This is a genomic window from Streptococcus sp. SCPM-O-B-15294 (M123) (genome assembly GCF_058200455.1).
The window spans coordinates 1-16206 of record NZ_JBYQGU010000019.1 but is presented as its reverse complement, the minus strand read 5'-3'; the positions used below and the strand labels follow the sequence as shown (position 1 = coordinate 16206).

Sequence of the window (16206 nt, the reverse complement as noted above, 5' to 3'; positions counted from 1 at the left end):
CCATTTGCTTAAAATTGTGGTATAATCGTTCAGTTAGAAAATAAATTTTTGAATACAATAGAGGAAATCATGACAAAATTAAGAGAAGATATCCGTAATATCGCGATTATCGCCCACGTCGACCACGGTAAAACAACCCTCGTTGACGAATTGTTGAAACAATCTGAAACTCTTGACGCACGTACAGAGTTGGCAGAGCGTGCAATGGACTCAAACGATATCGAAAAAGAGCGTGGAATCACCATCCTTGCGAAAAATACAGCCGTTGCCTACAACGGAACTCGTATCAACATCATGGACACACCAGGACACGCGGACTTCGGTGGAGAAGTTGAGCGGATCATGAAAATGGTTGACGGTGTTGTTTTGGTAGTAGATGCCTACGAAGGAACCATGCCACAGACTCGTTTCGTATTGAAAAAAGCCTTGGAACAAGACCTTGTGCCGATCGTTGTAGTTAACAAAATCGATAAGCCATCTGCTCGTCCAGCAGAAGTAGTAGACGAAGTCTTGGAACTCTTCATCGAGCTTGGTGCGGATGATGACCAACTTGACTTCCCAGTTGTTTATGCGTCAGCGATCAACGGAACATCTTCCTTGTCAGATGATCCAGCAGATCAAGAAAAGACCATGGCGCCAATCTTTGACACCATTATCGACCACATCCCAGCTCCAGTTGATAACTCAGATGAGCCCCTTCAATTCCAAGTGTCACTCTTGGACTACAATGATTTCGTTGGTCGTATCGGTATCGGACGTGTCTTCCGTGGGACAGTCAAGGTTGGAGACCAAGTTACCCTTTCTAAACTTGATGGTACAACCAAGAACTTCCGTGTCACAAAACTCTTCGGTTTCTTTGGTTTGGAACGTCGTGAAATCCAAGAAGCCAAGGCTGGTGACTTGATTGCCGTATCAGGTATGGAAGACATCTTCGTTGGGGAAACCATTACTCCAACAGATGCAGTTGAAGCTCTTCCAGTTCTTCACATCGATGAACCAACACTTCAAATGACCTTCTTGGTCAACAACTCACCATTTGCTGGTCGCGAAGGGAAATGGGTGACTTCTCGTAAGGTTGAAGAACGTTTGCAAGCTGAGTTGCAAACAGACGTATCTCTTCGTGTAGATCCAACGGACTCACCAGATAAATGGACCGTTTCAGGACGCGGGGAATTGCACTTGTCAATCCTGATTGAAACCATGCGCCGTGAAGGTTATGAGCTTCAAGTATCTCGTCCAGAAGTTATCGTAAAAGAAATTGATGGTGTGAAGTGCGAGCCGTTTGAGCGTGTGCAAATCGATACTCCGGAAGAATACCAAGGGTCTGTCATCCAAAGCCTTTCTGAACGTAAGGGTGAAATGTTGGATATGATTGCAACAGGTAATGGTCAAACTCGTTTGGTCTTCCTAGTTCCTGCGCGTGGTTTGATTGGATATTCAACTGAATTCTTGTCAATGACTCGTGGATACGGGATCATGAACCATACCTTCGACCAATACTTGCCATTGATTCCAGGTGAAATTGGCGGTCGTCACCGTGGTGCCCTTGTTTCTATCGATGCTGGTAAGGCAACAACCTACTCTATCATGTCTATCGAAGAACGTGGTACTATCTTTGTCAACCCAGGTACTGAGGTTTACGAAGGAATGATTATCGGTGAAAACTCTCGTGAAAATGACTTGACTGTTAATATCACCAAGGCTAAACAAATGACCAACGTTCGTTCCGCTACCAAGGACCAAACAGCGGTTATTAAGACTCCTCGTATCTTAACGCTTGAAGAATCACTTGAGTTCTTGAACGATGATGAATACATGGAAGTAACACCGGAATCAATCCGTCTACGTAAACAAATCTTGAATAAGGCAGAACGCGAAAAAGCAAACAAAAAGAAAAAATCAGCTGCAGCTGAATAAGAAATAAGAAAGGAGTGACAAAATGGTTTATTTAATTATAGGTATTTTGATCCTCCTTTTTTACCTTTTTGCAGCTCCAAAGAGCATTAGAGGAACTCTGAATGTAGTAACCCTGGTCGTATTATTAGTCTCTTTGGTCATCCTCCTTTGCTTAGCGATTTTCCAAATTTTCCAATTGCCTTCAGAATTTTTTGTGGGTGCCTTCCTTGCTTTTGTAGGCTACCTGGCCCTCGTTGATATTTCGCGATTGCCGACCAAGTCTTCTAAACGCTTGGATAAATCAGAATAAACTGGAGAGCTTGTCTCCATAAAATAGAGTTGTTGTGATATAAAATCATGGCGACTCTTTTTTTATAAAAGATGCTGAAGCGATCATTTTTATACGTGTTGCTTCTTTTGCTGTCTTAAGGCTTTTTAATTTGTCTAAAAAAGGGTAAAATAGAAGGTGAACAAATTGGAGAGAAAAAAGCTATGAACGTCATTGAAACATTTAAAAATAAAAAAGTCCTTGTTTTAGGATTGGCTAAGTCTGGAGAATCTGCAGCACGACTACTCGATCGCCTAGGAGCTATCGTAACGGTGAATGATGGCAAAGCCTTTGAAGAAAATCCTGCAGCCCAAAGCTTGCTGGAAGAAGGAATCAAAGTTGTGACAGGAGGACATCCACTGGAACTCTTGGATGAAGACTTTGCAGTGATGGTGAAGAACCCTGGAATTCCTTACACGAATCCTATGGTTGAACGAGCCCTTGAAAAAGGCATCCCTGTTTTGACCGAAGTTGAATTGGCCTACCTCGTTTCAGAAGCGCCCATCATCGGAATCACTGGTTCAAACGGAAAAACAACCACCACTACCATGATTGGAGAAGTATTAACTGCCGCTGGACAAAACGGTCTCTTGTCTGGAAATATTGGTTTTCCTGCTAGTCAAGTCGCTCAAACAGCGACAGCGAAAGACACATTGGTAATGGAATTATCTTCTTTCCAATTGATGGGGATTGAAGCCTTTCACCCAGAAATCGCAGTCATTACCAATCTGATGCCGACCCACTTGGATTACCATGGATCTTTCGAAGGCTATGTAGCTGCAAAATGGGCGATTCAAAAGAATATGACTGCCAAGGATTTTGTGGTACTAAACTTTAACCAAGATCTAGCCAAAGACTTGGCTCAGCAAACAGAGGCTACTGTGGTGCCATTTTCAACCCAAGAAAAGGTAGACGGAGCATATTTAGAGGATGGTGTCCTTTACTTCCGAGGTGAAGCCGTTATGCGAGCAGACCAAATCGGAGTACCAGGCAGCCACAATGTAGAAAATGCTTTAGCTACCATTGCAGTGGCCAAACTTCGTGGTGTTGACAATCAAACTATCCAAGAAACCTTATCAGCCTTTGGCGGGGTGAAGCACCGCTTGCAGTATGTAGCTGAGATTGAAGGGGTGAAATTCTACAATGATAGTAAGTCTACCAACATCTTAGCAACCCAAAAAGCCTTGTCTGGCTTTGATAACGCTCATGTCATCTTGATCGCTGGTGGCTTGGACCGAGGCAATGAGTTTGATGAATTGGTGCCAGATATTACTGGTCTTAAAAAGATGGTCATCCTTGGAGAGTCTGCTGAACGGGTGAAACGAGCAGCGGATCAAGCGGGTGTTGCCTATCTAGATGCGGCGGATGTGGCAGATGCAACGCGCAAAGCCTTTGAATTAGCAGAGTCGGGTGATATCATCTTGCTTAGTCCAGCCAATGCCAGCTGGGATATGTACGCGAATTTTGAAGTGCGAGGCGATGAGTTCCTTAAAACAGTAGAAGAGTTGAAAAAATAATATGAAAAAAATAGTATTTACAGGGGGAGGTACAGTTGGGCATGTGACCTTGAACCTTCTCCTCATCCCTCGCTTCATCGAGGATGGTTGGGAAGTTCATTATATTGGAGACAAGAAAGGGATTGAACACCAAGAGATTTTGAAGTCTGGTTTGGACATCCATTTCCATTCGATTGCGACGGGTAAGTTGCGCCGTTATTTCTCTTGGCAAAATATGTTGGATATCTTCAAGGTCTTCTGGGGAATTCTCCAATCAATTTGGATCATGCTTCGTGTACGGCCACAGGTTTTGTTTTCTAAAGGAGGCTTCGTTTCTGTTCCTCCGGTAGTGGCTGCACGACTCTGTTTTGTTCCTGTATTGGTCCATGAATCCGACCGTTCCATGGGCTTGGCCAATAAAATTGCCTATAAGTTTGCGACAAAAATGTTCACAACCTTTGAACAGCCGAAAAGCCTAGTGAAAGCCCAACATGTGGGAGCTGTGACCAAGGTTCATCAGGAAGCCCTTCCAATCCCACAAGAATTGGAAGCAGTATTTGCTCAATTTGATCCACAGTTGCCAACCCTCCTCTTTGTGGGTGGCTCTGCTGGCGCGCGAGTGTTCAATGAGTTTGTCACAAATCATCGAGAAGCCTTGTTGGCAAGCTACAATGTCATTAATTTGACAGGGGACTCTTCCTTGAATGAACAAGCACCTCATCTTTATCGCGTGGATTACGTGACGGATCACTATCTTCCTTTGCTCCAAAAGGCAGACCTAGTAGTGACCCGTGGTGGTGCCAATACGATTTTTGAACTCCTGGCCATGGATAAGCTCCATATCATCGTTCCCCTAGGGAAAGAGGCTAGTCGGGGAGATCAGATTGAAAATGCTCAATATTTTGTGGAAAAAGGCTATGCAGAAACCATCGCTGAGCCAGATTTGAGCATGGATCGGTTGCAAGAAACGATGGATAAACTGTTCCAAGGTGCAGAAAGCTATCATCAAGCGATGAAGGCTTCGAATGAATTGCTTTCCTTGGATGAATTTTACAGTCTAGTCCATCAAGAAATTAATAAAAGGAAAAAATGACGGATAAGAAGAACCAAAAAACTCCTAAGGAAGTAACCAAGCTCTCTGAATGGCAGAGACGAAACCAGGAGTATCAAAAGAAAAAACAATTAGAAGAGCAAGAAGAAAAAGAAAAGAAGGCACAAGAAGAGAAGGAAAGACAGGAACTTCTGAATCAAAACGCTCTCTCTGAAGATCCAGATGCAGATGGGCAAGATGGCAAGTCTGCAGAAGTAGAGGAAGATGAGAATGTAGCTAATGTAGCTGAGGAGGAAGTGCAAGAAACTCTTCCTGACGAAATAGACGAAGAGGATGAAGAAGAAAAAATCATCTACCTAACAGAGCCTTCAGAAGATAGGTTCGAAGAAGAGGAACTAGCGAAGAAGGCCAAAAAGGAAGGCCGAATTGCGAGACGTCACATCTACAGAGCTATTCCAGTTTTGGTGATCAGTACCCTGATTGCTCTCTTTTCTGCCTATCTTTTAACGCCCTTAGCTAAGCAAAAAATTATCGAATTTTCAGGGAATAAAAATGCGGATCAGACCTTGTTGTTTGAAAAGAGTCAGATCCAAGATCGGGATTATACCCTGACAACCTTTTTGAATCGGGATCGCTATCTTGCCAATATGAAGGCGGCGAGTCCATGGGTCAAAGATATTTCGATGACTTATGCATTCCCTACGACGTTTAAGGTTCAGGTGGAGGAATACCAGGTCTTTGGTTACTATGTGACGGAGGAAGATCACTATCCCATTTTAGAGAATGGGGAAGTGGTAGAGACGCCAGTTGCTGCGGATCAGCTTCCTAAAGCTTATCTAGCCGTTCGTTTTTCTGATCGAGAATTGGTCCGACAATTCGTCAAACAACTGGGGAAAATACCATCTTCTGTGCGCGATGAAATTGAGTCAGTGGACTTGACACCGAGCAAGGTGACGAAGGATTTAGTGACGCTGACCATGAAGGATGGCACTAAGGTCCTAGTGCCTGTATCTCAGATCAAGCGTAAATTGCCTTATTACCATCAAATTCGCAAGCTGATTGAAGATGACAGTGTCATTGATATGGAAGCAGGGATATATAGTTACAATGCAGAAACAATGGCTACTTTAGCTCAGGAAAAGAAAGAAAAAGAAGAAGGGGAAGGGAACAAAAAAGAAGAAGCTGATGCTAACTCGACAGATTCTGATGAGAGTGCAGCCGTAACCGAGCAACACGAAGAAGTTCCCGCTGAGTAAACCCTCATAAATTATCTGAAATAAATAAAGAAAATATGCCCACTATGGGCATTTTTGTGTTATAATGAAATTTGGATAGTTCTAACTAAAATGGAGCTATTAATTGACGTATAGGAAAACAAAAGAGAGAGGACTGGTGTAATGGCTAGAAACGGCTTTTTTACAGGTTTAGATATCGGTACTAGTTCAATAAAAGTATTGGTGGCAGAACATGTCAATGGAGAAATGAATGTAATTGGAGTCAGCAATGCAAAAAGTGCTGGCGTCAAAGATGGAATTATTGTTGATATTGAGGCTGCTTCTAATGCGATTAAAAGTGCAGTAAGCCAAGCAGAAGAAAAAGCAGGAATTTCAATCAATCTTGTGAACGTTGGGTTGCCAGCGAACCTTCTTCAAATTGAAGCAACTCAAGGAATGATTCCTGTAACCAGTGATTCAAAAGAAATTACGGATGCAGATGTTGAAAATGTTGTCAGATCTGCTTTGACAAAGAGTATGACTCCAGACCGTGAAGTCATTACCTTTATTCCAGAAGAGTTCACAGTTGACGGTTTCCAAGGAATCCGCGATCCACGTGGAATGATGGGAATCCGTTTGGAAATGCGTGGTCTCTTGTATACTGGTCCTAGAACTGTCCTCCATAATTTACGGAAAACAGTTGAACGTGCTGGTTTGCAAGTTGAAAACATCATTATTTCACCACTTGCAATGATTAAGTCTGTATTGAACGAAGGAGAACGTGAGTTTGGTGCGACCGTCATTGATTTAGGTGGAGGACAAACGACAGTAGCTTCTGTTCGGAATCAAGAACTTCAATTTACAAATATCTATCAAGAAGGTGGCGATTACGTTACTAAAGATATTTCTAAAGTGTTGAAGACTTCTCAAAAATTAGCAGAAGGCTTGAAGTTCAATTATGGAGAAGCTTATGTTCCATCAGTTGGCGACGAAGTCTTCCATGTTGAGGTGATTGGGGAAGTAGAACCTGTCCAAGTATCTGAAAAATATTTGGCAGAAATTATTTCAGCTCGGATCGAACACATCTTTGACCAAATCAAACAAGATCTTGAAAGAAGACATTTGCTTGATTTGCCTGGAGGAATTGTCATCATTGGTGGTGGCGCTATTCTCCCTGGTATTGAAGACTTGGCACAAGAAGTCTTTGGTGTAAATGTGAAATTGTATGTTCCAAATCAAATTGGAATCCGCAATCCAGCTTTTGCCCACGTGATTAGCTTGTCTGAATATGCTGGAAATCTCACAGATGTAGATATTCTTGCTCAGGCTGCTGTACATGGAGATCAACGTCTTCGTCAGCAACCAGTTCAGTTTGAACGACCAGTACAGCAACCAGTTGTTCCAGCATATGTACCGGAAGAAATTGAGCCTGTAGTAAACGTCGAGCAACAACATCCAGTTGAAGAGCAAAAACAAGAAGAAAAAACTACCTTTACAGACCGAATGAAGAATTTAATCGGTAATATGTTTGATTAAGGAGTGTAAGTATTTATGACATTTTCATTTGACACAGCAGCGGCACAAGGTGCAGTTATTAAAGTAATCGGTGTCGGTGGCGGTGGCGGTAATGCCATCAACCGCATGATTGACGAAGGAGTTGCTGGTGTAGAATTCATCGCAGCAAACACAGACGTACAAGCACTTTCAAGTGCAAAAGCAGAAACAGTTATCCAATTGGGTCCTAAGTTGACTCGTGGTTTGGGTGCTGGAGGTCAACCTGAGGTTGGTCGTAAAGCCGCAGAAGAAAGTGAAGAAGTATTGACAGAAGCTTTGCAAGGTGCAGACATGGTCTTCATCACTGCAGGGATGGGTGGAGGATCTGGTACAGGTGCTGCACCAGTCATCGCTCGTATTGCCAAAGCTGTTGGTGCTTTGACAGTAGCCGTTGTAACTCGTCCTTTCGGATTTGAAGGAACAAAACGCGGAAACTTTGCGATCGAAGGGATCAATGAACTTCGCGAGCATGTTGATACTTTGTTGATCATTTCTAACAACAACTTGTTAGAAATTGTAGATAAGAAAACGCCACTTCTTGAAGCATTGAGCGAAGCAGATAATGTCCTTCGCCAAGGGGTTCAAGGGATCACTGACTTGATCACAAGCCCAGGCTTGATTAACCTTGACTTCGCTGACGTGAAGACCGTTATGGAAAACAAAGGAAATGCCTTGATGGGTATTGGTGTAGGTAATGGTGAAGAGCGTGTCATTGAAGCTGCTCGTAAAGCTATCTACTCACCACTCCTTGAAACAACCATTGACGGTGCTGAAGATGTGATCGTCAACGTTACTGGTGGTTTGGATATGACCTTGATTGAAGCAGAAGAAGCTTCTGAAATTGTTAACCAAGCAGCTGGTCATGGCGTAAACATTTGGCTCGGTACATCTATTGATGAATCAATGAAAGATGAAATCCGCGTAACGGTTGTCGCAACTGGTGTTCGTCAGGACAAAGTTGAAAAAGTTAGTGGAATTGCATCTCATGCACCAAGTTCAGCACGTTATTACCAAACTGGACCTCGTGAACAACGTCCACAAACTCCACAATTCGATCGCGAATTCGATTTGAAGGAAGAAATCGAAATGCCTACTCCTCAATCACGTGCCAAACAAGAAACACCTCGTGGATCTGCGTTTGGAGATTGGGACATTCGTCGTGAAAACATTGTACGTCAGTCTGATACTAGTGCTGGTCGTCAAGTTGAACGCTATGTAGATTCTTCTTCAGAAGATGATGAGTTGGAAACACCACCATTTTTCCGTAATCGTTAAGAATGAATCTGATTGAAAATAAAGAGCGAATATTCTCGCAGGTTGCACAAGCAATGGAAACAGCAAACCGCACGGATCAGGTCAATGTGATTGCTGTTACTAAGTATGTCGGTATCGACCAAGCTAAGGCTTTGGTTGATACAGGAGTCTGTCATATCGGTGAAAACCGTGTTGATAAATTTCTAGAAAAATACCAAGCTCTAAAAGATGAGGGACTTACCTGGCATTTGATCGGTAGTCTCCAACGTCGTAAAGTAAAAGAAGTTATCAACTTTGTAGATTACTTCCATGCTTTAGATTCTATGAAGCTTGCCCAAGAAATTCAAAAAAGGGCGAGTCACCCAATTAAATGTTTTATACAAGTCAATATTTCTGGAGAGGAAAGCAAGCATGGATTTGCTCCTGAAGAGCTCGATGCGATTCTTCCTGAACTAGAAGGCTTGGATAACCTACAAATTGTTGGATTAATGACGATGGCTCCTTTTGAGGCAAGTCAGGACGAGTTGCAAGCCATATTTGCAGCAACTCACCAACTTCAAAAAGAATTACAAAAGAAACAGTTGAAAAATATGCCCTTTACAGAGTTAAGCATGGGAATGAGTCGTGATTATGATGTGGCGATTGCTAACGGTGCGACTTTTGTGCGAATTGGGACCTCATTTTTCAAATAGGAAAGAATTATGTCATTTAAAGATAGATTTGATCGATTGATTGATTATTTTACTGAAGATGGAGATGAGTATGATGTGCAAGAAGCGCCTGCTCAAGCAGTCGGTGCTAGCCAACCTGTAGCATCCCCTAAACCAGTACAACCATCATCAAAACCACGTCAAAAAGCTGTGGTAGCTGCTAAGGAGCAGAAACCTACTCCTGTTGCAGCAAGTCGTCCACAAGTAGCTCCTACAGCAGTGGTTGAATCAGCTTCATCTCAAAAATCATCTTCTGAAAATATTACTCGACTTCATCAACGTCAACAAGAGTTGGCAAGAAATCGTTCTGCTGCAGATGAAAAGATTACAATTGATGTTCGCTATCCTCGTAAATACGAAGAAGCAACTGAAATTGTCGACTTGTTGTTGGCAAACGAAAGTATTCTTATTGACTTCCAATACATGACAGAAGTTCAAGCAAGAAGATGTTTGGATTATTTGGATGGTGCTCGCTATGTATTAGCCGGGAATCTACGTCGTGTTGCAAGTACTATGTACTTATTAACACCAATCAATGTCGTTGTGAATATTGAAGATATTCGCCTTCCAAATGATGTCGAAGTTGCTGAGTACGACTTTGATATGAAACGAAATCGTTAATATGTTTGTCCTACAATTAGTTAGAAATTTCTTTCAGGTTTTTGAGCTAGTACTAATCATCTATGCTTTGCTTAGTTGGTTTCCAAATGCATCAGAATCGGCTTTAGCTAAAATGGTTCAACGGATCGTCGAACCATTTTTGAGCCTATTTAGAAAGATTCCTTTGCAATTTGGTGGGTTAGACTTTACAGTCATGTTTGCCTTACTTGCTCTATCCGTAGTGGAACGGTTTGTCCTTCAATTTTTGGTGCAATTTATATGACCAAGGGATTTTATCAACACTATAGTCCAGAAGACCACGTCTTTATCGATCGAGTTCTAGAATTAGTAGCTCGAGTGGAGCAACAGTATAGTTTTGAACTGACTTCCTTTTTAAATCCACATCAGGTTGATATTTTACGACAAATTGGTGCCCACCATGGTTTGCAGGTGTTTTCAAGTGCAGAAATCTATCCTACAGAATATGCACGAGTGATTGTGGCTCCTAGCTACTATCAGTTAGAGGCATCTGATTTTGAAATGAGCCTGTTAGAAGTTCTTTATCCGGATAAGTTTTATCGGTTAAGTCACTCTCAAGTTTTGGGTTCGCTTCTCCATCAATTAGGCATAGAAAGAAAGTCTTTTGGTGATATTCTAGTTGGACAAGGGAAGATTCATATCTATGTGGATAAACGTTTCTCCTCTTATTTTAAAGAGAATCTTAAGAAGATCGCAAAAGCATCTGTGAAGATTCGTGAGATTGACTGTCGAGAACCTATCACCGTAGACGAACCATCCAAACTCAAAGACCTATTGGTTACTAGTGTTCGACTTGATAAACTAGTAGCTTCTACCTTTAAACTTGCTCGGTCTGTAGCTGTTCAATTGGTTCAGTCGGGCCAGGTAAAGGTAAACTATGCCACTATTGATAATCCTAGTCGGATGATCCAAGTAGCAGATTTAATTAGTGTTCGAAAGTATGGCCGATTTAAAATACTATCAGAAAATGGCCTATCAAAAAGTGGAAAATACAAATTAACGGTTGAAGTATTTTCCAGTAGAAAATAAGGAGGAACTATGGCACTTACAGCTTTAGAAATCAAAGATAAACGCTTTTATGTAAAATTTAGAGGCTACGATGCTAAAGAAGTTGAAGAGTTTCAAGACATGGTCTACCGAGACTATGAAAAATTAGTTCGTGAAAATCATGAATTGGAAACAAAAATTAGTGCGTTGGAAGAGCGCTTGAACTACTTTGACGAAATGAAAGACTCTTTGAGTCAATCAGTATTGATCGCTCAAGATACAGCAGAACGTGTGAAACATGCGGCAAATGAACGCTCAGAAACAATCGTTCGTCAAGCGGAGCAAGATGCTCACCATTTAGTTGAAGAAGCAAAAGCAAAAGCAAATGAAATTCTTCGTCATGCTACAGACAATGCCAAGAAAGTTGCCGTAGAAACGGAAGAATTGAAGAATAAGACGCGTGTCTTCCACCAACGTTTGAAATCAACTATCGAAAGCCAATTGAGCATCATTGATACACCAGAATGGGATGAAATTCTTCGCCCAACTGCTATGTATATTCAAACAAGTGATGAAGCTTTCCGTGAAGTAGTCGAAAAAGCTTTGGAAGAAACAGTTCATCATAACTACGATGATGAAGCAATTGATTTGACTCGTCAATTCTCACGCGCAGAAATTGAAGAATTGCAAAAACATATTGAAGCTGTAAACCGTGAATTGTCTGCGACTCAAGCTTTTGAAGGATTGAATGAAAAAGTTCAAGAAGCTTTGGAAGAAGCAGAAAAAAATCAGGTAGATCAAGATTCTATTGATGAAATTGTTGTAGAAACTCCTCTAGTTGCTGACATTGATGCTCCAGAAGTTGCTGATATTGATGCACCAGAAGGGGAAGAACAACGGGAATCTGTTTCAATTTTATAATCTGTAAAAACAGTGATCTTATCAAATAGTTTTAGCGAGCAGGTGATGGTGGAAGACCTGTACTTCCTTTGATAGGATTGATCCTTTTACAAATCTTAGTGGTGAAATGAGTAACCACTAACGCTGGTCAGCGTTAGCGACAAAAGAGGAGAAAGAGAGGATTCTCTTTCTTGAATGAAGGTGGTACCACGACTTGTCGTCCTTTTTGGCGAGGTCGTGGTCTTTTATTTTGTATGATTATTTTTTAGAGGAGACACCATGAAACTCAAAGAGACTTTAAATTTAGGGAAAACAGAGTTCCCTATGCGGGCTGGTTTGCCTACAAAAGAACCAGTTTGGCAAAAAGAATGGGAAGAAGCAAAGCTTTATCAACGTCGTCAAGAATTGAACCAAGGAAAACCACATTTCACCTTGCATGATGGCCCTCCCTATGCCAACGGAAATATCCACGTAGGACATGCTATGAACAAGATTTCAAAAGATATCATTGTTCGTTCTAAGTCTATGTCAGGTTTTTATGCACCGTACATCCCAGGTTGGGATACACACGGTTTGCCAATCGAGCAAGTCTTGGCTAAACAAGGTGTCAAACGCAAAGAAATGGACTTGGTTGAGTACTTGAAACTTTGCCGCGACTACGCCCTTTCTCAAGTAGATAAACAGCGCGAAGACTTCAAACGTTTGGGTGTTTCAGGTGACTGGGAAAATCCTTATGTAACTTTGACGCCTGATTATGAAGCGGCGCAAATCCGTGTCTTCGGCGAGATGGCTAACAAAGGCTACATCTACCGTGGAGCTAAGCCAGTTTACTGGTCATGGTCATCAGAGTCAGCCCTTGCTGAAGCGGAAATTGAATACCATGACTTGGTTTCAACTTCCCTTTACTATGCCAACAAGGTCAAAGATGGAAAAGGTGTCCTTGATACAGATACTTACATCGTTGTTTGGACAACAACTCCATTTACCATCACAGCTTCTCGCGGGTTGACAGTTGGTGCTGATATTGATTATGTCTTGGTGCAACCAGCTGGCGAATCTCGTAAATTTGTGGTCGCTTCAGAATTGTTGAACAGCTTATCTGAGAAATTCGGTTGGGCGGATGTTCAAGTGTTGGCTACTTACCGTGGTCAAGAATTGAACCACATCGTGACAGAACACCCATGGGATACGGCCGTAGATGAACTTGTTATCCTCGGTGACCACGTTACAACAGATTCCGGTACTGGTATCGTCCATACTGCCCCTGGTTTTGGTGAGGATGACTACAATGTCGGTGTTGCTAATGGTCTAGAAGTTGCTGTAACTGTCAACGAACGCGGGATCATGATGGCCAATGCTGGTGAGGAATTCGAAGGTCAATTCTACGACAAGGTTGTGCCAACAGTTATTGAAAAACTAGGTAGCCTCCTTCTTGCTCAAGAAGAAATTTCTCACTCTTACCCATTTGACTGGCGTACGAAAAAACCAATCATCTGGCGTGCTGTGCCTCAATGGTTTGCTTCTGTATCTAAATTCCGTCAAGAAATCTTGGATGAAATTGAAAAAGTCAAGTTCCACTCAGAGTGGGGTAAAGTCCGTCTGTACAATATGATTCGTGACCGTGGTGACTGGGTTATCTCTCGTCAACGTGCTTGGGGTGTCCCACTCCCAATCTTCTACGCTGAAGATGGTACACCAATCATGACAGCTGAAACCATCGAGCATGTCGCTCAACTCTTTGAAGAACATGGTTCCATCATCTGGTGGGAACGGGATGCCAAAGACCTCTTGCCAGAAGGATTTACCCATCCAGGTTCACCAAATGGTGAGTTCAAGAAAGAAACAGACATCATGGATGTATGGTTCGACTCAGGTTCATCATGGAATGGGGTGGTAGTGAACCGTCCAGAACTCAAATACCCAGCCGACCTTTATCTAGAAGGTTCAGACCAATACCGTGGTTGGTTCAACTCATCACTCATCACATCTGTAGCCAACCATGGTGTCGCACCATACAAACAAATCTTGTCACAAGGTTTTGCTTTGGATGGTAAAGGTGAGAAGATGTCTAAATCTCTTGGCAACACCATTGCTCCAAGCGATGTTGAAAAACAATTTGGTGCGGAAATCTTGCGTCTCTGGGTAACCAGTGTAGACTCAAGCAACGACGTGCGTATCTCTATGGATATCTTGAGCCAAGTTTCTGAAACTTACCGCAAGATCCGTAACACTCTTCGTTTCTTGATTGCTAACACTTCTGACTTTAACCCAGCTGAGGATGCAGTAGCTTACGAAGAACTTCGTTCAGTTGATAAGTACATGACCATCCGCTTTAACCAACTTGTCAAGACCATTCGTGATGCTTATGCAGACTTTGAATTCTTGACAATTTACAAGGCCTTGGTGAACTTTATCAATGTTGATTTGTCTGCCTTCTACCTTGATTTTGCTAAAGACGTTGTTTACATTGAAGGTGCTAAATCACTCGAACGCCGTCAAATGCAAACTGTCTTCTATGACATCCTTGTGAAAATCACCAAACTCTTGACCCCAATCCTTCCTCACACTGCGGAAGAAATCTGGTCATATCTTGAGTTTGAAGCCGAAGATTTTGTTCAATTGTCAGAATTGCCAGAAGCTCAAACATTTGCCAACCAAGAAGAAATCTTGGATACTTGGTCAGCCTTTATGGACTTCCGTGGCCAAGCGCAAAAAGCCTTGGAAGAAGCGCGTAATGAAAAAGTCATCGGTAAATCTCTTGAAGCTCACTTGACCGTTTATCCAAACGAAGTGGTGAAAACTCTTCTTGGAGCTGTTGATAGCAATGTTGCCCAACTCTTGATTGTCTCTGAATTAACTATCGCAGAAGGACCAGCTCCAGAAGGTGCAGTGGCCTTTGAAGATGTAGCCTTCACAGTTGAACGGGCTACTGGTGAAGTTTGTGACCGTTGCCGTCGTATCGACCCAACAACTGCAGAACGCCACTACCATGCAACCATCTGTGATCACTGTGCAAGCATTGTAGAAGAAAACTTTGCAGACGCAGTTGCAGAAGGTTTTGAAGCCAAATAAAAGATATCAAAAGAAGTTCCATAAAGGAACTTCTTTTTTGGTGGCTAGAATGATGTATCGTGTCCATCGTCAGGGCAATAAAAAAGTAAGGCGGAATGGCCTTACTAAATAATTGGGAAAGAAATTTCGATCAGTTTATCGGAGTAGAGGGTTTTAATAGTAGATTGGTCGATGATTTTGAGATCAATCTTGCGTTTTAAAAAGAACTCACGAATTTTTTCAACTTCTGTTTCACGAATGGCACGGTGTTTGTTACTAATCAGCAATTCGTAATGAGTAGGAGCTTTGGTAAAGATAACATCGGTGTTACCAGCTGAATAGACCTCAACAAGGGTAGCATCGGTACTTTCTAATTGACTTTTGACCAAATTAGCATGACTATTTGTTGTATTCATAAGCTTCATGTGAGATCCTCCTAAGCTCTTTCTCCATTTATTATAGCACTTTTTTTTATTTTGTGAAAGAAGTCGCTTACAATTTTTGGGCAGATTTCCACATTTTGATTCCCCATTTATGGCTTCCTCTTTTTAACTTTTCAATGGCTTCGTCAATGGGGAACCAGGCAATGTTATTGAAATCCTCTAGTGGCTTTTGAGCTTCTACAAAGTCAGTTACTTCATAGATATAAGCAGGATTGTAGTAGTGGGTGTCACGGTGACTGGAGTAGAAGTACTCATCTGCTTGTCCATAATACTCGCCGATGGTCGCAGTGAATCCCAGCTCTTCGATCAGTTCGCGCTCGAGTGCCAAGAAATGATCTTCTCCTGCCTCGATCTCACCACCTGGTAGGAACCAAGCCCCATTTGGAGCTTGGACCAGGATGATTTTATTCTTTTCAGGGTTTGGAATCACAGCGTAGACTCCATAACGATTGACATAGTCTACATTTTCTTCTTTAGTTCCAAAAGTTGCAACAGTCATAATGATACTCGCTTCTTATTTTTTTATCATTATAACATAGATAAACATAAAAAGCAGTAGGAGATCAAAATAAGAGAGTGGGACAGAAATCGGTAATTCGTTAGAATTCGATTTCGTCGTTCCACCTCCGCACAGTTGAGTAGGGCTGTAAAAGCTGATGAAATCAGCGTAGTAGAGCCCACTC

15 protein-coding genes and 1 other annotated feature are annotated in these 16206 nt (G+C 42.1%); of the genes, 13 read left to right on the top strand and 2 right to left on the bottom strand.

The genetic code is table 11. The annotated features are described in order from the left end of the window. The first annotated feature begins 69 nt into the window (after positions 1 to 69). The 13 genes from typA to ileS all read left to right on the top strand — a co-directional run bounded on the left by typA (position 70) and on the right by ileS (position 15101). Entirely contained in the window at positions 70 to 1917 is a 1848-nt protein-coding gene (typA, locus tag AC3E8G_RS09670) for a translational GTPase TypA (RefSeq protein WP_061563670.1), read from the top strand. A gap of 22 nt (positions 1918 to 1939) precedes the next feature. After that, complete coding sequence (locus AC3E8G_RS09665; RefSeq protein WP_023026447.1) at positions 1940 to 2206, top strand: DUF3165 family protein; 267 nt, start codon at positions 1940 to 1942, stop codon at positions 2204 to 2206. Positions 2207 to 2388: 182 nt separating this feature from the next. Continuing rightward, entirely contained in the window at positions 2389 to 3741 is a 1353-nt protein-coding gene (murD, locus tag AC3E8G_RS09660) for a UDP-N-acetylmuramoyl-L-alanine--D-glutamate ligase (RefSeq protein ID WP_490677615.1), read from the top strand. 1 nt (position 3742) lies between these two features. Next, positions 3743 to 4813, top strand: coding sequence for a UDP-N-acetylglucosamine--N-acetylmuramyl-(pentapeptide) pyrophosphoryl-undecaprenol N-acetylglucosamine transferase (locus AC3E8G_RS09655; protein WP_490677614.1), 1071 nt, complete (start codon positions 3743 to 3745; stop codon positions 4811 to 4813). Beyond that, entirely contained in the window at positions 4810 to 6027 is a 1218-nt protein-coding gene (locus tag AC3E8G_RS09650; protein ID WP_490677613.1) for a cell division protein FtsQ/DivIB, read from the top strand. The genes AC3E8G_RS09655 and AC3E8G_RS09650 overlap by 4 nt, the downstream gene beginning before the upstream one ends. A gap of 141 nt (positions 6028 to 6168) precedes the next feature. Then, positions 6169 to 7521 carry a cell division protein FtsA gene (ftsA, locus tag AC3E8G_RS09645; RefSeq protein ID WP_490677612.1) on the top strand — a complete coding sequence of 451 codons (1353 nt, stop codon included), beginning with the start codon at positions 6169 to 6171 and terminating at the stop codon, positions 7519 to 7521. 15 nt (positions 7522 to 7536) lie between these two features. Next, positions 7537 to 8814, top strand: a complete 1278-nt coding sequence (gene ftsZ, locus AC3E8G_RS09640; RefSeq protein ID WP_233332125.1) for a cell division protein FtsZ — start codon at positions 7537 to 7539, stop codon at positions 8812 to 8814. 2 nt (positions 8815 to 8816) lie between these two features. After that, on the top strand, positions 8817 to 9485 hold the full coding sequence (locus AC3E8G_RS09635) for a YggS family pyridoxal phosphate-dependent enzyme (RefSeq protein WP_154858733.1): 669 nt from the start codon (positions 8817 to 8819) through the stop codon (positions 9483 to 9485). A gap of 9 nt (positions 9486 to 9494) precedes the next feature. Then, positions 9495 to 10124 (top strand): cell division protein SepF, encoded by a 630-nt coding sequence (gene sepF / locus AC3E8G_RS09630; protein ID WP_490677611.1) that lies wholly within the window; start codon positions 9495 to 9497, stop codon positions 10122 to 10124. A gap of 1 nt (position 10125) precedes the next feature. Next, complete coding sequence (locus AC3E8G_RS09625) at positions 10126 to 10386, top strand: YggT family protein (RefSeq protein ID WP_006596781.1); 261 nt, start codon at positions 10126 to 10128, stop codon at positions 10384 to 10386. After that, the gene (locus tag AC3E8G_RS09620; RefSeq protein ID WP_490677610.1) at positions 10383 to 11171 is read left to right on the top strand and encodes a YlmH family RNA-binding protein; all 789 of its coding nucleotides are present in this window, start codon (positions 10383 to 10385) and stop codon (positions 11169 to 11171) included. The genes AC3E8G_RS09625 and AC3E8G_RS09620 overlap by 4 nt, the downstream gene beginning before the upstream one ends. A 9-nt stretch (positions 11172 to 11180) precedes the next feature. After that, positions 11181 to 12050, top strand: a complete 870-nt coding sequence (locus AC3E8G_RS09615; RefSeq protein WP_233332134.1) for a DivIVA domain-containing protein — start codon at positions 11181 to 11183, stop codon at positions 12048 to 12050. Further along, positions 12041 to 12257 (top strand) — a binding site (T-box leader). (Overlaps the previous gene by 10 nt.) A 51-nt stretch (positions 12258 to 12308) precedes the next feature. Continuing rightward, a complete protein-coding gene (gene ileS / locus AC3E8G_RS09610) occupies positions 12309 to 15101 on the top strand; it encodes an isoleucine--tRNA ligase (RefSeq protein ID WP_414279720.1) in 2793 nt (930 codons plus the stop codon). Between the two features lie 104 nt (positions 15102 to 15205). Here the strand turns inward: ileS and AC3E8G_RS09605 are convergent, their stop codons facing one another. Both AC3E8G_RS09605 and AC3E8G_RS09600 read right to left on the bottom strand, forming a co-directional pair. Further along, positions 15206 to 15505: a DUF1827 family protein gene (locus tag AC3E8G_RS09605; RefSeq protein WP_125329687.1), complete on the bottom strand. Its 300-nt coding sequence runs from the start codon at positions 15503 to 15505 to the stop codon at positions 15206 to 15208. A gap of 67 nt (positions 15506 to 15572) precedes the next feature. After that, positions 15573 to 16022, bottom strand: coding sequence for an NUDIX hydrolase (locus AC3E8G_RS09600; RefSeq protein ID WP_490677609.1), 450 nt, complete (start codon positions 16020 to 16022; stop codon positions 15573 to 15575). Positions 16023 to 16206 lie beyond the last annotated feature (184 nt).